At 46.0% G+C, this 19,184-nt stretch carries 12 protein-coding genes, 1 tRNA gene, 1 rRNA gene, 1 other RNA gene, 1 pseudogene and 1 other annotated feature; of the genes and pseudogenes, 4 read left to right on the top strand and 12 right to left on the bottom strand.

Annotated elements, in window-relative coordinates; translation table 11 throughout:
• Window positions 1-11 precede the first annotated feature (11 nt).
• The 5 genes and pseudogenes from dnaX to OF158_RS00405 form a co-directional block, all read right to left on the bottom strand.
• The gene (gene dnaX, locus OF158_RS00425; protein WP_014096536.1) at window positions 12-1,703 is read right to left on the bottom strand and encodes a DNA polymerase III subunit gamma/tau; all 1,692 of its coding nucleotides are present in this window, start codon (window positions 1,701-1,703) and stop codon (window positions 12-14) included.
• Between the two features lie 155 nt (window positions 1,704-1,858).
• Window positions 1,859-2,123: signal recognition particle sRNA large type (gene ffs / locus OF158_RS00420), an RNA gene on the bottom strand.
• A gap of 87 nt (window positions 2,124-2,210) precedes the next feature.
• Complete coding sequence (gene tadA, locus OF158_RS00415; RefSeq protein ID WP_014096537.1) at window positions 2,211-2,720, bottom strand: tRNA adenosine(34) deaminase TadA; 510 nt, start codon at window positions 2,718-2,720, stop codon at window positions 2,211-2,213.
• Window positions 2,721-3,430: 710 nt separating this feature from the next.
• Window positions 3,431-4,906, bottom strand: a pseudogene (locus tag OF158_RS00410) (IS1182 family transposase); the annotation flags it as partial.
• A gap of 514 nt (window positions 4,907-5,420) precedes the next feature.
• On the bottom strand, window positions 5,421-6,596 hold the full coding sequence (locus OF158_RS00405; RefSeq protein ID WP_048339790.1) for an IS256 family transposase: 1,176 nt from the start codon (window positions 6,594-6,596) through the stop codon (window positions 5,421-5,423).
• A gap of 809 nt (window positions 6,597-7,405) precedes the next feature.
• Here OF158_RS00405 and OF158_RS00400 point away from each other — a divergent pair.
• The 3 genes from OF158_RS00400 (at window position 7,406) to OF158_RS00390 (ending at window position 10,322) form a co-directional block, all read left to right on the top strand.
• Window positions 7,406-8,695, top strand: coding sequence for a glycoside hydrolase family 18 protein (locus tag OF158_RS00400; protein WP_014096538.1), 1,290 nt, complete (start codon window positions 7,406-7,408; stop codon window positions 8,693-8,695).
• Between the two features lie 333 nt (window positions 8,696-9,028).
• Entirely contained in the window at window positions 9,029-9,667 is a 639-nt protein-coding gene (locus OF158_RS00395) for a deoxynucleoside kinase (RefSeq protein WP_014096539.1), read from the top strand.
• On the top strand, window positions 9,654-10,322 hold the full coding sequence (locus OF158_RS00390) for a deoxynucleoside kinase (protein ID WP_035183002.1): 669 nt from the start codon (window positions 9,654-9,656) through the stop codon (window positions 10,320-10,322). The genes OF158_RS00395 and OF158_RS00390 overlap by 14 nt, the downstream gene beginning before the upstream one ends.
• Window positions 10,323-10,473: 151 nt before the next feature.
• Here OF158_RS00390 and OF158_RS00385 read toward each other — a convergent pair.
• The 6 genes from OF158_RS00385 to guaB form a co-directional block, all read right to left on the bottom strand.
• Window positions 10,474-10,563: transfer RNA gene (locus OF158_RS00385), tRNA-Ser, on the bottom strand.
• A gap of 654 nt (window positions 10,564-11,217) precedes the next feature.
• Window positions 11,218-12,492: a serine--tRNA ligase gene (gene serS, locus OF158_RS00380; protein WP_035183004.1), complete on the bottom strand. Its 1,275-nt coding sequence runs from the start codon at window positions 12,490-12,492 to the stop codon at window positions 11,218-11,220.
• Between the two features lie 50 nt (window positions 12,493-12,542).
• Window positions 12,543-12,759 (bottom strand) — a binding site (T-box leader).
• A gap of 51 nt (window positions 12,760-12,810) precedes the next feature.
• Window positions 12,811-13,383 (bottom strand): pyridoxal 5'-phosphate synthase glutaminase subunit PdxT, encoded by a 573-nt coding sequence (gene pdxT / locus OF158_RS00375; protein WP_014096542.1) that lies wholly within the window; start codon window positions 13,381-13,383, stop codon window positions 12,811-12,813.
• An 11-nt stretch (window positions 13,384-13,394) separates the two neighbouring features.
• Window positions 13,395-14,276, bottom strand: a complete 882-nt coding sequence (gene pdxS, locus OF158_RS00370) for a pyridoxal 5'-phosphate synthase lyase subunit PdxS (protein ID WP_013858035.1) — start codon at window positions 14,274-14,276, stop codon at window positions 13,395-13,397.
• Between the two features lie 143 nt (window positions 14,277-14,419).
• The gene (locus tag OF158_RS00365; protein WP_014096543.1) at window positions 14,420-15,739 is read right to left on the bottom strand and encodes a serine hydrolase; all 1,320 of its coding nucleotides are present in this window, start codon (window positions 15,737-15,739) and stop codon (window positions 14,420-14,422) included.
• A gap of 246 nt (window positions 15,740-15,985) precedes the next feature.
• Entirely contained in the window at window positions 15,986-17,452 is a 1,467-nt protein-coding gene (guaB, locus tag OF158_RS00360; RefSeq protein WP_013858032.1) for an IMP dehydrogenase, read from the bottom strand.
• 122 nt (window positions 17,453-17,574) lie between these two features.
• Between guaB and OF158_RS00355 the strand changes: the two genes are divergently transcribed.
• On the top strand, window positions 17,575-18,501 hold the full coding sequence (locus OF158_RS00355; protein WP_035183007.1) for a YaaC family protein: 927 nt from the start codon (window positions 17,575-17,577) through the stop codon (window positions 18,499-18,501).
• Window positions 18,502-18,748: 247 nt separating this feature from the next.
• Here the strand turns inward: OF158_RS00355 and rrf are convergent.
• Window positions 18,749-18,864, bottom strand: a 5S ribosomal RNA gene (rrf, locus tag OF158_RS00350).
• Between the last annotated feature and the right edge of the window lie 320 nt (window positions 18,865-19,184).

Below are 19,184 nucleotides of genomic sequence, written 5' to 3'. Positions count from 1 at the left end.
ACCCTCCAGTTTTAGTCTTTTATTTCAATTAATTCAGGCCCAAACAATTTGATTGCTTCGGTTACAACCGGATCTTCCTGCGGTTTTTCTTCCTCTGCTTCTTCTTTATGGTGATGGATATAATTTTCCCTGATCGTATTCCATTCATTTTCCGGAACACCTGCCGCCTGATACCCGGTTCCGGTTAATTCACCAAGTACGCTCGAAATCGCTTGTAAAAATTTCTCGTTTTCCATCGCCATTTGGCAATGGATCTCATACTTGAATTTGATGACAAAAGCGTTCGGCGATGCCGCCACCGGTTCTGCTTCATTTAAAAGTGCTGCCTGCGACCGCATCTGCCTGCTGTTGAGCGTCTCAATCATATCGTTCCAGCTGTTTTTAATCCGTTTGAGGTCCTCTTTTGTCGCTTCTTTTAATATATCATGAATCCTTCCGACTTGTACCTTAAAACCTTTCGAAGTGCGCGGAATTTTTCTCTGAGCCTGCCGTTTTGGCGCAGGTTCCGTTTCATCGGCCTCCGGAACCCCGTTTTGCTTGAGAGACTCGAGTTCTGATTCGAGCCGTTCGATTTTTTCGGCAAGCTTCCGGACGAGATCATTTTCCCCGGGATCCGGCGCTTTTTCTTCACACAGTTTGATAAAAGCCACTTCCAAATAAACGCGGGCCATATTGGAAAAACGCATATCCTGCTGCGTTTGGTTCAGGATGTCAATAAAACGGTAAATTTCCTGCGTTTGAAGCGAGCGGCTCATTTCTTTAAATGCCTCATCTAAATATACCCTTTGAACCGCTTCCTCCATCTGCGGGGCAGTTTTATACAAAAGCAGATCGCGGAAATAAAGAATGAAGTCTTCCACAAGCCTTGAGGGATCTTTTCCCTGCTGGAGAAGAGAACCGACAAGGTCAAGGCACTCTGCGGCATCCTTCTTTTGAATGGCCTGGGCAAGGCGGGTAAAATCATTCTGAGAAATGGAACCCGTTACCGTGAGCGCATCTTCCACTCTGACTTTCCCCTCGCTAAACGAGACGGCCTGGTCAAGCAGGCTGAGCGCGTCCCGCATCCCACCTTCCGCAGCATGGGCGATAATATTGAGCGCCTGTTCATCATATGCAATACCGGTTTCGCCTGCAATATAAGCCAGGCGTTTAAAAATATCACGGGATGTGATGCGTTTAAAATCAAACCGCTGGCATCTGGAAACGATCGTAAGCGGAATTTTATGGGGCTCGGTTGTTGCCAGAATAAAAATGACGTGTTTCGGGGGCTCCTCTAGGGTTTTCAAAAGCGCGTTAAATGCGCCAATCGACAGCATATGGACTTCGTCGATAATATATACTTTATATTTTACAACACTTGGCGCGTATTTGACTTTGTCGCGGATATCGCGGATGTCATCCACGCCTGTATTCGACGCCGCGTCAATTTCGATGACATCTGGAATCGTGCCGTCTGTAATCCCCCGGCAAACAGCGCACTCGTTACACGGTTCCCCAGTCGGAGCATGTTCGCAGTTCACCGCCTTTGCCAAAATTTTAGCGGCACTTGTTTTTCCTGTACCCCGTGGGCCCGAGAAAAGATAAGCATGCGTTGTTTTCTGTTGCAGGAGGGCGTGCTGCAATGTTTTTGTCACATGCTCCTGCCCGACGACATCCGCAAACCGCTGCGGCCGCCATGTGCGGTATAACGCCTGATAAGCCATGTTCAATCCTCCCGGCCAGATTTGCTTCCGATTCATACATTTCTTTTATTATACCTTAGGAAAAGCGATTTTACATCCTGAATTAAAAAGCATTTAAATATGGAAAAAACCCATCCTGGATCAGGATGAGTTTTGTTTTTTATGTAATGAAACTGCCGCGCACCTTTCTTCGACCGACCCTCATAAGCGTTACTTAAGCAGTTAGCTCGACCCAGGCTGCCCTGCGGCACATGGAATGACCCGCTTAATGCTGCTTCCTTCCGGACCTGACATGGTTCGCGGGGTTCCATTGCGCAGGACCCGGGTGTCAACACCACTTACTTAAGGCTGGCCCTACAAGCAGCCGGCCTCGGAAAGGGATTCAGTCCCGCTAGAGCGGATTGCGGGTACAGGGCACCGCTGCCTCCCCACCTAGCGCGGCAAAATTGATACCAGTTTTAAGCGTTAAAAACTAACGCATAACTAAGTATACATGCCTTTTTAAAAAAAAGCAATCTCTCCCGCCTGTTAATTGGTGGAGCTTTTTCCATCTTCCTCTGCCGCAAGTTTTTCCTTCTTTTTTTTCTCCCTTAAAGACCGGAAGAAGGACCGCAATAATTCTCCGCATTCCGTTTCAAGCACGCCGCTTACGACTTCACTCCGGTGGTTAAAACGGCCGTCCTCAAGCAGGTTCATCAAACTTCCCGCACAGCCCGCCTTCGGATCTTTTGCCCCGTAAACGACCCGCTTGATCCGCGATTGTAAAACGGCACCGCTACACATCGGGCACGGTTCCAGTGTGACATACAGCTCGGCATTTTCAAGGCGCCATGATCCGGTCACTTCACATGCTTTTTCGATGGCCAGAAGTTCCGCATGGGCGGCAGCACGCTGAGTGGTTTCACGCAGATTATGGGCTGCAGCAATCACTTTTTCATCGAGCACAATCACCGCCCCGATTGGCACTTCTCGGAGACGCTGTGCTTTTACGGCTTCCTGAATGGCAAGGCGCATATAATATTCATCGCGATTTTCCATCCTAACTCCTCCGAAAGGTATCGTAGCCTTATCGTAACACAGCCTTGAAAAAAATCACACTGGGTTCGGTCATCAGTATGGATTTTCCTGCCGTTTTGCGCTGGCTTTCTTCAGGTAGAAGGCTCCTGTGTTAGGAAAAGGAAAAGTTGGATGCTCTTTCGTTACTGAGAGCACTTATATGTTAAGGAACATCACAAAAAACGTTCGCTTCCTTCACTTAGAGGGGCTCTATGTTAAGAAACACTGAAAAACATGCTTGCTTCCTTCATTTAGCGGACGGCTACGTTAAGAAAGATGCACAAATGGGTGCCCTTCCTTTACTTAGAACCCTTCTACGTTAAGAAACACTGCAAAAAATTTCCGCTTCCTTAATCTAGAGCGCCTTTAAGGAGTCGCGAGTGGGTTCGAAATGTCTTTTTGAAGCCGTCAAAAAGACAAAACACGTTGCATCCGGGCTCGAGATGTCTTTTTGAAGCCGTCAAAAGGACAAAACAAGACGCACCTGGGCTCGAAATGGTCTTTTGAAACCGCCAAAAAGACAAAATATGTTGCATCCGGGTCCGAAATGTCTTTTTGAACCTGTCGTGACCACTGAAAAAAGCCATTTTTTTATGTAAAATTTGCTGTGTAGTGTAAGAAATTTTCTGTAAATGGTACTCTTTACCATAGAAATTAGTAAAAATGACAAATGTTTGGCTATAATTCGCCTTTTTAGAGGATAGTATGGCGGCTATCCTCTTTAAATTTACTGCCAAGGCTGTTAGCTTGGCTTGTAAGCCCATGCTTTTTAGACCGTACCATTTGGCACGATCTAACCCGTGGAAATTCTTCATTTCGCCATTTTTCCCTTCTTGGCATGCTCTTTTTTTATACTTCTCTTTAAATCCCTCCGATTTCTGTTGTTGACTATACTCATAAAATTCTGGGGTGTTGATTCCGATCCCTAATACTTTTCCGACTGTTTTTCCGGTTATGCAAACTTCTCGCATTGGGCAATTTCTACATTGTTCTCTGTCAAAATAGTAATTATACGTTTCTTTTCCACATTTTCTTATATAGTGTTTCTTTTTGATTGTTTTGTTTCCTTGACTACAGAACCACTAGTCAGAATCTTTGTTATAACTGAATCTTTCTTCGTCTATGCGATATGCAGCTTCACTTACAGGGATGTATGCCTTTGCTTTAAGTTCAGAGATTTTGTCTAAGATTGGCTTTTTAAAATAGGCTTTATCACCATATACTTCTGGTATTTTTATTCTCGTTTTCTTGGTTAACTCTAATAATTCATCAAACTTCGTTCCATCCACATAAGCTCCATTACCAGTATGAACAGCTGTAATCATTCGATCTTCTGTTGTCATCATAAATTCCGTTTTATAACCAAAGAAAGGATCATTTTTGCTTTTATACCCTATTCTCGCTTCTTGGTCGACAATCGATCGTACCCCTTTTTGCTCCATAAACTTCGGGTCTGCTAAAATTTCTTTCGCATTATTAACGAGTGCTTTTGTTTCAGGTGCTTTCTCCAGTTCAACTAGTTCTTCTACCTTTGATACCGTTTCTTCAAGATAGGACTTCATTGTTTTTCTAGCTTCATCATGGTTTTCTATTTCTTTATAATCAGGGATTTCTTGGTTGATTTCACTTGGTATTTCTCCGTTTTCTTCTTTAACGGTTTTAAAGATTTTTTTCGCTAATTGTTTCATGACTCGTTCCGGTCTATATTTTTTGGTGTTGGCTTCTGTATGAGTGGAATCAATCGTTATACCAGAAACCTTTTGTAAAATTCCTTTTTCAATGCATTGGTTTATGATTTCAATAATAATTTCATCTATAGTGAGATTGCCTTCTAATCTACTTTTACGAAATTTTGCCAAAAGACTTGGGTGAGGGAGGTCGTCTTCCGGATTGATTCCTAAAAAATACATATATGCAAGGTTTAATGAGCAATTTTCTATAACTTTCTCATCAGATAAGTCATAGAGTTTTTGTAACACCAAGATTTTAACCATAAGTTCGGGCTCTTTTGCTGGCCTTCCATATTCTTTACAGTAAGTTTTTTCAAGCATTTTATTGATAAAACTAAAATCCACTTCATCTCTTAATAATTTAAGTGTATGATTTTCAGGAATTTTATCGTATAATATGGAATAGATGCTTAATTGATTATCTTTTTCTTTAAGCATGATAGATACCCCCAGTTTGGTTTTGGTTTGTAGTATAACTTTATTATACCAAATACTGGGGGTATTTTTTTTCAATTTATTGTACATATAATTATTTTGAATTTTCAGATTGACTTTTTCAGTGGTCCCGAACCTGTCAAAAGGACAAAACACGTTGCATTCGGGCCCAAAATGTCCTTTTGAAACCGCCAAAAGGACAAAATACGTTGCATCCGGGTCCGAAATGTCTTTTTGAAGCCGTCAAAAAGACAAAACATGCTGTATCCGGGCTCGAAATGTCCTTTTGAAGCCGTCAAAAAGACAAAATAAGTTGCATCCGGGTTCGAAATGTAGTCAAGTCCAGGTTATTGTGTAAATTTATGGGCAAATGTTTTCAACCACCCCTTCATTTTTTCGGCTTAACTTCCATGGATTTTTTTCTTCATCTCCGGGAAGGGATGTCAAATGCCTTTCAATTTGACATCCCTTCCCGGAGATGAAATCATCCATGATGGAAGTTAAGCTGAAAATGCTGCTAACTATTCTTTCCCATAAGTGACTTCCTCTTCGAGTATTCTGTATCTTGATACTGCATTAAAACGGCACCAACCAAACGAAAAGCAGATTGGGTATTAGGAAAAATGCGAATGACCCTTTCCCTTCTACGAACCTCTTGGTTAAGCCGCTCGAGGGAATTAGTACTCCGTATGTGCATACGAATATTCTCAGGAAAGTTCATGTATTGGATAGTATCTTCAAAACCTTCATCTAAAATGGCCAAGGCTTTTTCAAATCTTGCTTCTGTACCAAATTTGTTTATTAATTCATCTTTAAACTTGCGTATGTCCTCAATCGTAACGGCCTCAAACACGCGCTTAATCATCACCCGGATTTCTGCAGTATCTTTTTTGGGCAGTTTTTCAATGATATTGCGTTTAAAATGAACATTGCACCTTTTCCAAGCAGTGCCAATGAATTCCCGTTGTATTGCTTTCTGAAGGCCCATGTGAGCATCGGAAATAACGAGTTTTGGTGATTGGAGTCCACGTGATTTAAGTTGTTTAAAAAATGAACTCCAACTCTCCAAACTTTCTGCATGGTCAACGCTTAAACCCAGTATTTCACGTGTATTCTTCTCTGTAATGGCAGTCGCAATATAAACAGCCTTTGATATGACCTTATGGTGCTCCCGTACTTTTATATACATGGCGTCCACAAACACATAAGGGTAGTAGGTTGTATTCAACGGTCTCTCGGCCCAAGCATTCACAATGGGATCCAGTTTTTGCGTAAGGGAAGAGACAAACGACTTGGATACATTCTTACCGCAAAGCTGTTCTACGACATTTGTGACCTTACGGGTAGAGACGCCATTGATGACCATCTCCAACATAGAAAGGACGAAAGCTTGGTCACATCTGGCATACTTTTCAAATAAGGTAGTTGAGAATTCGCCATTACGTGTCCGGGGAACTTTTAATGTAACATTGCCGATGCTCATCAACAGCTCGCGTTCATAGTAACCGTTCCGGTAATCCCGGCGTTCAACAGCGCGTTCATAAGGGATCGTTTTTAAATAGTCATCCCTTTCCTTTTCCATAAACTCGTTTAACACGAGGACAACCGCTGATTTAATTACCGCGTCAAGATCGGAAGTCATGATGGCTTCTTTTAAAACATCCAAATTTAAGTTAAACTGTAAGTGAGTCATTTTATCTCCTCTTTTCATTAGTTTATCGTCGTTGAAAACAGTGTTGCCAAGAGTTGATAAAATGACTCCTTCTTTTTACACAATTATACGGACTTAATCCGAAATGTCCTTTTGAAGCCGTCAAAAAGACAAAACAAGCTGCATCCGGGTTCGAAATGTCTTTTTGAACCTGTCAAAAAGACAAAACATGCTGTATCCGGGCTCGAAATGTCCTTTTGAACCTGCCAAAAGGACAAAACACGTTGCATCCTGGCCCGAAATGTCCTTTTGAAGCCGTCAAAAGGACAAAACACGTTGCATCCGGGTTCGAAATGTCCTTTTGAAGCCGTCAAAAAGACAAAACATGCCGCACCTGGCCCCAAAATGTCTTTTTGAACCTGTCAAAAAGACAAAACAAGCTGCATCCGGGTCCGAAATGTCTTTTTGAACCTGCCAAAAGGACAAAACAAGCTGTATCCGGGCTCGAAATGTCCCTTTGAACCTGCCAAAAGGAGTCGCGACTGGGTCCAAAATGGTCTTTTTGTTAAGCAACACCACAAAAAATTTCCGCTTCCTTAATCTAGAGCTCCTCTATGTTAAGAAGCGCCACAAAAATCATGCCCTTCCTTTACTTAGAACCCTTCTACGTTAAGCAATACTACAAAAATCATGCCCTTCCTTCATTTAGCAGGCTGCTACGTTAAGAAATGCCGCAAAAATGGTTTGCTGAATGATTCCGCAAAAAAATCCGCACATAAAAAGCGGGCATGTTTTAAAAAAACGGGGCATAAAGATAACAATAGCGATGGCTGACATGAGGGGGGACTCGTTTGCAAATTCATGTTGTCGAAAGAAATGACACGGTCTCAAATCTTGCGCAAAGATACAGTGTTCCGGCTTCAGAAATCATTTCGGCAAATGAACTTCCAAATCCGGATCGGCTTGTCATCGGACAGGCGATTGTCATCCCGATCACCGGGAGGTTTTATTGGGTCCGGCCGGGGGACAGCTTATATTCCATTGCACAGCAAGCAGGGATATCTTACCAGGAGCTTGCCCGCATCAACGGCATTTCTATCCATCAGCAGCTCCGGCCCGGGTTGCGCCTTTATCTGCCGCCTTTTCCGAAAAAAAGAGCAAAATTTAATGCATATGTAGAACCATTCGGGAACACGGTCTCAGCGTCTCTTGAAACAAGTGCGCGAAAAGCAGCCCCGTATTTGACGTATCTTGCCCCGTTTGCATTCCGGGTAAACCGCGATGGCACACTTGTTGCTCCGCCGCTTGGAAATTTGCGGGCGATTGCCGATGTCCAAAACGCCATTTTGATGATGGTGATCTGCAATCAGGAAAACGGCCAGTTCAGCGATGAACTTGGGCGGATCCTTTTGAACGACGAAACCGTCCAGAACCGGTTTTTAAATGAAATTGTTCAAACTGCAAGCCGGCTCGGTTTCCGTGATATTCATTTTGACTTTGAGTATTTGCGCCCGCAGGACAGGGAAGCTTACAACCGGTTTTTAAGAAAAGCAAAAACGCGCTTCAGCCGGGAAGGTTGGCTCATGTCCACCGCGCTCGCCCCGAAAACGAGTGCCACCCAGGCCGGACGCTGGTACGAGGCACACGATTACAGGGCGCACGGCGAAATTGCCGATTTTGTTGTCATTATGACTTACGAATGGGGCTATAGCGGCGGCCCGCCCATGCCGGTATCCCCGATCGGGCCGGTCCGGGATGTGCTTCGCTATGCCATCACAGAAATGCCGCCCAATAAGATTTTGATGGGGCAAAATCTGTATGGCTATGACTGGACATTGCCGTATCAAACCGGCACAACAGCAAGAGCCGTCAGCCCGCAGCAGGCCATCCGGCTCGCGGGTGCGCACAATGTGCCGATCCTGTACAACACAACGTCCCAGGCCCCGCATTTTGACTATACAGATGAAAACAACCGGCGGCACACCGTCTGGTTCGAAGATGCCCGTTCCATCGAGGCAAAATTTAATTTGCTCACTGAACTCGGGTTAAGGGGCATGAGCTACTGGAAACTCGGCCTCTCTTTTCCGCAAAACTGGCTGTTAATCACCGATCGCTTTGATGTCGTCAAACGCCCTTCCTGAAGCAGCGGGTTCCGTTGCTTTTTTCTTTTGCCCCGGAACCGATGCGCACGCGGACATGATTGCGAGGTCCTTTCCCCCGCATTTATGCTAGCGCAACTGAACGGCCGGATGGGAACCTGATCCGATACAAAGACCCAGGGCGCCATTTTTCCAAAAAAATGCAAGTCAAAGCCAACGTTGCGGCTTCAGCAACCTTGTGCGCGTAGGAAATATCCGGAAACAAAACGCCAGGACACATACCGCTTTTATTTCCCGCATGCCAACTGGCGGCGACATGTGCTAAAATAGCAACAGTGTGCATCAATGAACTATCGCTTCAGCGGGAGGGCCGTTATGGAAAGGGTACCGTTTATTGCAATCGAGGGACCGATCGGCGTTGGCAAGACGTCATTGGCAAAAGCCATTTCAGCATACTTTTCATTTGAGCTTTTGAAAGAAATTGTGGATGAAAATCCTTTTCTTGGAAAATTTTATACCAATAAAGAAGAATGGAGCTTCCAAACCGAGATGTTTTTCCTCTGCAACCGCTACAAACAACTGGAAGACCTGAAGCAGCATAGACAGCCTGCTGTTGCAGATTACCATATTTTTAAAAGCCTGATTTTTGCCCGGCGGACGCTAAAAACAGATGAGTTTGAAAAATTTTCAAAAATTTACGACATTTTAACAGCGGATATGCCGCAGCCAAATGTCATCATTTACCTGCATGCAAGCCTGGAAACGCTCCTTAAGAGAATTGAAATAAGAGGACGGGCATTTGAAAAAAATATGCAGGAAACGTATTTGCAAAAACTATCCGCAGACTACGGACGGTTTATGAGCCGCTTCGAAGCCGAACATCCGAATATCCCGGTATTAAAGTTCGACTGTGATACACTTGATTTTATCCGGCATGAACATGACCTGAAATCCATGCTTCAAGAAATCGCGCTAACCTTACAAAAAGGAGTACATACCCATGGAACTTCGTGAGAAATATCAAATTCCGAACCACGCTGTGATCACCATTGCAGGTACCGTCGGCGTCGGAAAATCGACTTTAACCCGTGCGCTCGCGAAGGCGCTCCATTTCCGGGCGTCCTTTGAAAAAGTCGACACCAATCCGTATTTGGAAAAATTTTATAGCGATTTTAAACGGTGGAGTTTCCATCTTCAAATTTATTTTCTGGCGGAAAGGTTCAAGGAGCAAAAAAAAATGTTTGAATACGGCGGCGGGTTTATCCAGGACCGTTCCATTTACGAGGATACCGGCATTTTTGCCCAGATGCATTACGAAAAAGGCAATATGTCTGCCGTTGATTTTGAAACCTATACAAACTTGTTCGATGCCATGGTGATGACGCCGTATTTTCCGCATCCCGACCTGATGATTTATTTGGAAGGTAAACTGGAAAACATTTTGGAACGGATCAAAAAACGCGGCCGGTCGATGGAACAAGATACCCCTGTTGAATACTGGATTGAAATGCAGAGACGGTACGAACAGTGGATCGACTCTTTCCATGCCTGCCCGGTTCTCAGGCTAAACATTGACGAATACGACCTGTTTGAACATGAAGATGCCGTCGAACCGATTGTCGAGCGGATCGGCTACATGCTCGCACAGGCAGCATCCGTAAAAAAATAATGGCGGCTAAAAAGCCCGTTACAATCGCGTAACGGGCTTTTTCATGATTTACGGAGAGATCACGGGTATGCAAAAGTATTGTATCTTTTTTACTCTACGAAAAAAGCCCGCAGCTTACGCCTCAGGGGCCCGCGGGCTTTCATTTTTCAAGCGGAGGAAGAGGGATTCGAACCCCCGCGCGGTGTAACCCGCCTGTCGGTTTTCAAGACCGATCCCTTCAGCCAGACTTGGGTATTCCTCCATTTTGACAAAAAAGATTATAACCCACATGATTGAAACAAGTCAAGCACACCAAGGTTCTACTGCAGAAAAGCATCTGAACTTTAGCCAGGGGGAAGGCCTAAGCGCATATTTAGATAGGTCTAGCTGAAGCTGAACAAATCGGATTTTGGCAATTTATCCGATTCTCCCAGCAAGCCCGGCTTTAATGGTTGCCACCACCTGCAAAAAGGGGGTGATTTTGTCCTCTTCTCACCGTTGAAACGGCTTTCGAGCGCAAAGATCGGCAAATTCTTTAGAATCCATGCCAATTCTGAGAATCTCGCTTATTCAGCTAGATAGGATTTGCTGAACGAATCCGATTCTGAGTTTGTCTGCAAGTTCTGTCTCAAAATATAGAAGATCCTTTTGCGGAAATGGAAGATTTTATCTTCTCCATACGTTGAATCGAGTTTCGAGTGCAAGCATCTCCCTGGATCTGTTGTAAAATCCTTGCATTTTAATGGTTGTCAAAGCTGTCAGCAGCTTGCCAAATCTAGAATTTTTACCGATTTAGCAACCTCTAGATATAGCCGTGTTTTCGAGTGAAATCCTGCGCACCTAAAAAATGCGGAAGCTTCCGGGAAACATGTTTCAAAAAATCCCCGGCTTTTCATGTAAAAAGCCGGGGATTTTTTTACGGTTTGATGATATCAGTACGCATGTACGGGCGGAGCACTTCAGGCACCACCACACTGCCGTCAGCCTGCTGGTAATTTTCGAGGATGGCTGCGACGGTACGCCCGATGGCAAGTCCGGACCCGTTCAGTGTATGGACATGTTCCGGTTTCGCATTGGGTTCCCTGCGGAAGCGGATGTTCGCACGCCTTGCCTGGAAGGCTTCGAAGTTGCTGCACGAAGAAATCTCGCGGTATACGTGCTGGCTTGGCATCCATACTTCAATATCATATTTTTTCGCTGCCGTAAACCCGAGGTCCGCCGTGCACATGCTCATCACATGATAAGGCAGGCCCAGAAGCTGCAGCACTTTTTCCGCATGGCCGGTCAGTTTTTCGAGTTCATTATAGGAATCTTCCGGTTTGACAAATTTCACAAGTTCCACTTTGTTAAACTGGTGCTGGCGGATCAGCCCGCGTGTATCACGCCCGGCAGAACCCGCTTCCGAACGAAAACAGGCACTGAACGCCACATAATTGATCGGCAGGTCGTCACCGTTTAAAATTTCATCACGGTGATAATTTGTCACCGGCACTTCGGCAGTCGGAATCAGAAAATAGTCTTTTTCATTGACAAGAAAAGCGTCTTCTTCAAATTTCGGCAGCTGCCCCGTTCCTGTCATGCTGGCGCGGTTCACCATATACGGCGGCAATACCTCTTCATAGCCGTGTTCTTCGACGTGCAGATCAAGCATAAAATTATAAAGCGCACGTTCAAGGCGGGCGCCGAGCCCTTTGTAAAAGACGAACCGGCTGCCGGTCACTTTGGCTGCCCTTTCAAAATCAAGGATGCCGAGGTCAGTGGCAATATCCCAATGCGGTTTCGGTTCAAATCCAAATGCCGGCACTTCACCCCATTTCCGGATTTCGACATTGTCCTCTTCGCTATCTCCCACCGGCACACTTTCATGCGGAATGTTCGGGATAGAAAGCATCAGCATTTCAAGTTCTGATTCGACTTGTTTCAACTCGGCATCCAGTGCTTTAATTTTTTCACCGACGCCGCGCATTTCCTCGATCAGCTTTGTTGCATCTTTCTTTTCGCGTTTCAGTGCCGCAACTTGCTGCGTGACTTCATTCCGTCTGTTTTTCAACGCTTCGCTTTCCATGATCAGTTCGCGCCGTCTTTGGTCCAGCCCGCTGAACTTCTCAAAATCGGTCAAATCTTCTCCGCGGTGCTGCATTCGTTCTTTGACTTCATCAAAATGCGCACGCAAAAATTTGATGTCCAACATGCTATCCTTCTCCTTTTATCGAAATTCAAATAAAAAACTCCCGCCCCGAAAACAGGGACGAGAGTGAACCCGCGTTGCCACCCAAATTGAAAACAAGAGTTTTCCGCTTTGTAAGGATAACGGGTTTTTATCCCGTGGATGCCTACTCGCCCGGCTTTCAGCAACCCGCTCAAGGATGGATTCACAGAAGCTTTCCGCCGGTTTCCACCACCCACCGGCTCTCTTTAGGAAAAGCGTTCTGCTACTGGTTCCTGTCATTGCTTTTTCAGTCTTCACGTACACCTTAATGTACTACAATTTTATCCGTTTTGCAACAGACTATACCGGAATCCGTGCCATACTTAAAAAATATTCGGTCATACGCAGGTCATCCGTTAACTCCGGATGGAAGGAGCAACCGAGCAAATTTCCTTGGCGAACCGCAACAATCCGTCCGCGGCACTCGGCCAGCACTTCAACATGATCTGAAACGGAAACGATATGGGGCGCGCGAATAAAAACAGCTGGAAAATCTTCCGCGATGCCGTTCACACGGATGGTTTCTTCAAAACTTTCCCGCTGGCGGCCGAAAGAATTGCGCGCCACCGTAATATCCATTGCGCCGATATGCGCATCTTCCTGGCCTTCAATATGCTTTGCAAGCAGGATCAGTCCTGCGCATGTGCCAAAGACTGGCTTGCTTTCGGCAAACTGTCTCAGTTCCGCCATAAAACCGTAGCGGTCAATGAGCCGCCGCATTGCCGTGCTTTCTCCGCCCGGCAGGATGAGCCCGCCGATTTCGTCCAACTGCTCTTTTTTCTTAATGACAACACCTTCCGCCCCGCAGGCTTCCACTGCGCGGATATGTTCCTCCACAGCCCCCTGGAGGCCAAGTACGCCAATTTTTTTCATGCTGATTCTCCTTACCAGCCGCGCTCCTGCATTCTTGCTTCAGCCGGCAATGTTGAAATTTCCAAGCCTTTCATTGCTGTCCCAAGGTCTTTCGACAATTCGGCAATCAGTTTGTAATCTTGGTAATGGGTCGTTGCTTCAACAATCGCTTTCGCAAATTTCGCCGGGTTTTCTGATTTGAAAATCCCCGATCCGACAAAAACGCCGTCCGCACCGAGCTGCATCATCAACGCCGCATCCGCCGGCGTTGCAACACCGCCTGCAGCAAAGTTCACAACCGGCAGCCGGCCTTCTTTTTTAATTTGCAACAGCACTTCATACGGGGCACCGAGCTGTTTAGCTTCCGTCATCAGTTCATCTTCGTTCATGTTGACCACTTTGCGGACCTGCGCATTCACTTTCCGCATATGCCTTACCGCTTCAACGATATTCCCGGTTCCCGGCTCGCCTTTTGTCCTGAGCATCGAGGCGCCTTCCCCGATTCTTCGAGCCGCTTCCCCCAAATCACGGCAGCCGCACACAAACGGCACTGTGAATTCTTTTTTATTGATATGGAACTCATCGTCGGCCGGCGTTAAAACTTCGCTTTCGTCAATATAATCGACGCCCATCGCTTCGAGCACCCGCGCTTCAACAATATGGCCGATCCTTGCTTTTGCCATTACCGGAATGCTGACGGCGTTCATAACTTCTTCCACAATGGAAGGATCCGCCATACGGGCAACCCCTCCGGCTTTCCGGATATCAGACGGAACACGTTCCAATGCCATGACGGCAACAGCGCCTGCTTCTTCAGCGAGTTTTGCCTGCTCGGCATTGACCACGTCCATGATGACGCCGCCCTTTTGCATTTCCGCCATCCCGCGTTTCACTAGATCTGTTCCTGTTTTCATTTTTTGTACGCCCCTTTATAAAATTAAAAATTCTTATTATATGTATAATAATTTAAATTAACACCAAAAACGAATGCTTGTCAAGACACTAATTTTTCCACGTTAAAGTGAAAAACAGGACAAGCGCCCTTGTCCTGTTTTACTTAAAATAATTTGCCGACTGTATGATCCCAAATGCCCCCGAAAAATCCGCCAATTCCGCGCATCATGCGCACAAACCAGTTGGCTTTTTCAATATCAGTTTTGGTGACCAAGGCGGTATGCGCTGTATTCGGGCCGTACAAATAGCCAAGTTCCTGCCCGTCTTTATGCCGGGCATACAATGTGCCAACCTTTGTCCCTTTTTTCACCGGAGCCTTGATTTGCTTCGAATCAAATTTCACAACAGGGGTATACATTTTGCCTTCACCGTTTTTCACAGCCACTTTAAGCGGCGCCTTCGTGACAACGGAAGCCTGTTTTTCTTTGCCGGACTTCACCGTTACCGTCTTTTTCACCTGATAGCCTTTCGGGTAAAGGGTTTTTTCCGTGAAATTACTAAAAGCATAGTCCATTAATTTGTTTGTGACATCAAACCGGGACTTGATGGTGCTGTTCCCGTTCGCATCCTCTGCATGAAGAACAACGGTAATGATGCGCATGCCGTTTTGCTTGGCCGTGCCTGTAAAGCAGTATCCCGCATTGTCGGTGTTCCCGGTTTTCAAGCCGTCAACGCCCTGCCGCCCGTAAACAAGGGACGGAAGCATCCAGTTCCAGTTCTGCATCGCAATTTCATCATCTGTCCCGGCCCGGAATTTCATTTTGGCCGTGCTTGTTGTTTGTAAAATCTCCGGATAGTCGTGGATCAAATGGTAGGCGATTTTTGCAACGGATTTTGCTGAGACAAGGTTTTCTTCCGTCCTGCCTGTTCCTTCCGGCTGCATGCCTTGCAAATCCTCATTGTTCAGCCCGGTTGCGTTCACAAATTTATAATCGGTGAGGCCGAATGCTTTCGCCTGTTTGTTCATCATGTTCAGATAGTTTTTTTCCGTTCCGCCGAGCGTTTCTGCAATCGCAATCGTTGCGCCATTTGCCGAATAGATCGCCATCGCTTGGAAGAGCTCTTTAACCGTGTACTTTTCGCCTTTTCTTAACGGCACGTTTGAAAGTGCCCTGTTTTGGGAAATGCGATACGCATAATCGCTGATTGTCACTTTCTGGTTCCACGAAACCTTTTTCTCATGAATGGCTTTAAGCAACAAGTACTCCGTCATCATTTTGCTCATGGAAGCAATGCCCAGTGCCTGATTGGCATTTTTTTCATACAAAATCTGTCCGTTATCCGCATCGACAATGATGGCTGCTTTTGCATGAATATCCAACTGATCCTGCGCATGGACTGTTTTCGGCACCTGCTGCACAACCCCTGCCGTTAGCAGCAGCGCCAGAAACGCAAACGCCATTTTTTGCAAGCTTTTTTTCACTTTCAACCCTCCATCAAGATATGTATACACTTTGCCTATTTTAACATAGTTCCGGTTGAAAAAGTAGATGCATAGTGTTTGCCGCATTTGTCAACTTTTTCCGAAAATGCAGGGCAGCCGGGGGTACTGAATGGCGGCGATTTTTCCGAGTCCGACAAGCCAGATATAGAGTTGCAAATCTATTAAATGGCAGAAAAAAATGGCAGGAAACCTATGCCTGCCATTTTTTCCCATTCAAAATCGATGTTAAGACAAAGAATAATTCGGAGCTTCTTTTGTAATCTGGATATCATGCGGATGGCTCTCCCGCAGGCCTGCCCCTGTCATGCGGATAAACTGCGCTTCTTCACGCAATGAAATCATATCTTTCGCGCCGCAATAACCCATGCCGGACCGGAGCCCGCCGATTAATTGGTAGATGACATCCTGAAGGCTCCCTTTAAACGGCACGCGTCCTTCGATTCCTTCTGGCACCAGTTTTTTCGCGCCTTCCTGGAAGTAACGATCCCTCGATCCGCTTTCCATTGCGCTGATGGACCCCATGCCGCGGTAAACTTTATATTGCCGCCCTTGATAGATTTCCATTTCGCCTGGGCTTTCCGAGGTCCCTGCAAGCAGGCTGCCGAGCATTACAGCATGTCCACCGGCAGCCAGCGCCTTTACAATATCGCCTGAGAATTTAATGCCACCGTCTGCAATAATCGCTTTTCCGTACTTCCTTGCTTCTGTCGCACAATCATAAACCGCTGTAATTTGCGGTACACCAACCCCGGCAACCACTCTTGTCGTACAGATGGAGCCCGGCCCGATACCGACTTTTACAATATCCGCGCCCGCGTCTATCAGCGCTTTCGTACCTTCTGCCGTCGCAACATTTCCGGCGATAATATTTAAGGAAGGGTAAGATTTGCGGATGTTTGCGACGGTTTCCAGCACCCCTTTTGAGTGGCCGTGCGCCGTATCGATAACAACCGCATCCACTCCCGCTTCAACGAGCAATTCCACCCGTTTCATTACGTCGCTTGTCACGCCGACTGCCGCACCAACAAGAAGGCGGCCCTGGTCATCTTTGGCTGCATTTGGGAACTCAATAACCTTTTCGATATCTTTAATCGTAATAAGCCCTTTTAATACGCCGTTCTCATCGACAAGCGGCAGCTTTTCAATTTTATGCCGGTGCAAAAGCTGTTCCGCCTCTTTCAACGTCGTACCGACAGGCGCCGTCACAAGATTCTCTTTCGTCATCACATCTGAAATCCGGGTGGAGTAATCTTCAATAAAACGCATGTCGCGGTTGGTCAAAATCCCGACCAGTTTCTGCTCGTCACGGTTATTCACGATCGGCACGCCGGAAATCCGGTATTTGCCCATTAAATGTTCCGCTGCAAACACCTGCTCATCAGGTGTTAAGAAAAACGGATTGGTGATAACGCCGTTTTCCGACCGTTTGACACGATCCACCTGCTCCGCCTGTTGTTCAATGCTCATGTTTTTGTGGATAATCCCGAGGCCGCCCTGCCTTGCCATGGCGATCGCCATTTCCGCTTCGGTTACCGTATCCATGCCGGCGCTGATGATCGGAATGTTCAACTTCAAGGTTTCCGTTAGGGCGACACTTGTATCGACATCTTTCGGCAGCACTTCCGACTCTGCCGGAATCAGTAATACATCATCAAACGTAAGACCTTCTTTTACGAACTTCGTTTCCCACATGCAAACCCCTCCTGGATTGATAAAAATATTATTTGTAGGTTATCAATTGGACATAATACTGTCAAGGTCTCCAAAACATATAATACTATTCAGTTAATTCGGAGGGCGAAATATTGTCTTTTATGGACCAATGGGATCACTTGATTTTATTTCAATCCGCAGAATATACGCAGCGCTATTTGAAAGCCCGCTATGAGGCTTCGGATTTTAGCCAAAGCGCCGCCAAAAGCTATGAGAACTGTTATGCTTTTATGTATTATCTCGAACACGGTGAAGCTTATTACCGCCAGGCTGTGCAGGCGCCCGTTTCGATTCAGCCTGTTTTGATTTTTTACGGCTTCATTCATTTATTAAAAGCCTGCCTGCTGTCATGCGACCCGCTATATCCTGAAACCACTTCCGTCCTTGCCCATGGGGTGACATCGCGAAAAAAGAAAAAACAAAACTACCGGTTTGGCGAAGACGAGGTTAAAATTCAAAAAACCGGTTTATGCGGCCATTTCGCCCATAAAATGTTCGGACTCGGCCCGCTCGAAGGCAATAAATACACCATGCAGAGCCTGCTTCGGCAAATCCCAGAACTTGAAACGGCCTTCCCCCGCCGGAAATATTTTTTGCCGGTAGAAGAAAAGAACGGGAAGTACCGGCTTCCTTTTGCGGTCCTTGATGGCTATCATATGACAGCGGGCAGGTTTTCACAATATTTGTCCGAAAAACTTCAGGACAGACTTTTGGAAATGGAAGCGGAAGAAGACGCCTTCTCGTTTTCCGCCCGCGGCTGTCTCCCTCCGCCATTCCGTTATCATTTCTTTACAAATCAAATTTACTTTCCGTATAAATTACAACCGGAAAACGACCTTCCCGATATATTGGTCCATTACCTGCTTTTGTATAATTTGAGCATGATTTCCCGCTACGAAACAGAATGGTGGGCAGAGCTGCTTAAAAACCGGGAAACAATTGACTTTCCGGCCATCCGCCTTTTTCTCCAGACAGCAATCGAAAAAGGCCCGTTCCTCTGCCTACAGTTTCTTAACGGCAGGCAGTAAAACAAGCTATGCAAATGTCAGGGTGAAACCGATGCTTATGGACAAGAGCAAAATGGAACGATTCACCGGCTATCTGTGCTTTTCGGCTGATTTCTGTCATCAAGAAGACCACGAAAGTTAAAAAATCCCTTTCTGTCGCTTCATATAATAACTTTAAGCAAAACGGCCCTGCATTCCGAAAAAAAGCAATGAGCCGAGTACATTAACACGCAAAAACCGCAGACAAATCGTCTGCGGTTTTGATTTGGCCCGGCAACGTCCTACTCTCGCAGGGGGAAACCCCCAACTACCATCGGCGCTGGAAAGCTTAACTTCCGTGTTCGGGATGGGAACGGGTGTGACCTTTCCGCCATCATCACCGGACCTGTATAATTTTTGGGATGTGTTCCCTGAAAACCGAATGGGAGAAAAAACTGTAAACGGAGAATAGCTTTGGTTTCTAACTTTGAGAATTGTCTAGCTCCAGCGCCTTTGGCAAGGCACCTCCGCTTTTCTATTGTCCAGCTCCGGTGCCTAGCCCCTCGAGGTCGAATAACCTGCCCGTCACGGAGCCAAAAGACGGCTCCATGCCGGTCAGAACATTCGCTTGTCGGGGCTAAACAAGGCACCTCCGCTTTTCTGTTGTCCAGCTCCAGCGCCTATCGGCTAGCGTATTTCTACGCTTTCTCCCTACGATAAGTCAA

The organism is Weizmannia sp. WK01, from assembly GCF_025905465.1.
GTDB lineage: Bacteria > Bacillota > Bacilli > Bacillales > Bacillaceae_C > Weizmannia > Weizmannia faecalis.
This window is presented reverse-complemented; position numbering and strand designations above follow the sequence as displayed.

Bases quoted from the DNA above. Each gene is read 5' to 3' on its own strand.
- dnaX (WP_014096536.1), bottom strand. From the start codon at position 1,703: ATGGCTTATCAGGCGTTATACCGCACATGGCGGCCGCAGCGGTTTGCG.
- tadA (WP_014096537.1), bottom strand. From the start codon at position 2,720: ATGGAAAATCGCGATGAATATTATATGCGCCTTGCCATTCAGGAAGCC.
- OF158_RS00405 (WP_048339790.1), bottom strand. From the start codon at position 6,596: ATGACTCACTTACAGTTTAACTTAAATTTGGATGTTTTAAAAGAAGCC.
- OF158_RS00395 (WP_014096539.1), top strand. From the start codon at position 9,029: ATGGAAAGGGTACCGTTTATTGCAATCGAGGGACCGATCGGCGTTGGC.
- OF158_RS00390 (WP_035183002.1), top strand. From the start codon at position 9,654: ATGGAACTTCGTGAGAAATATCAAATTCCGAACCACGCTGTGATCACC.
- serS (WP_035183004.1), bottom strand. From the start codon at position 12,492: ATGTTGGACATCAAATTTTTGCGTGCGCATTTTGATGAAGTCAAAGAA.
- pdxT (WP_014096542.1), bottom strand. From the start codon at position 13,383: ATGAAAAAAATTGGCGTACTTGGCCTCCAGGGGGCTGTGGAGGAACAT.
- pdxS (WP_013858035.1), bottom strand. From the start codon at position 14,276: ATGAAAACAGGAACAGATCTAGTGAAACGCGGGATGGCGGAAATGCAA.
- guaB (WP_013858032.1), bottom strand. From the start codon at position 17,452: ATGTGGGAAACGAAGTTCGTAAAAGAAGGTCTTACGTTTGATGATGTA.
- OF158_RS00355 (WP_035183007.1), top strand. From the start codon at position 17,575: ATGGACCAATGGGATCACTTGATTTTATTTCAATCCGCAGAATATACG.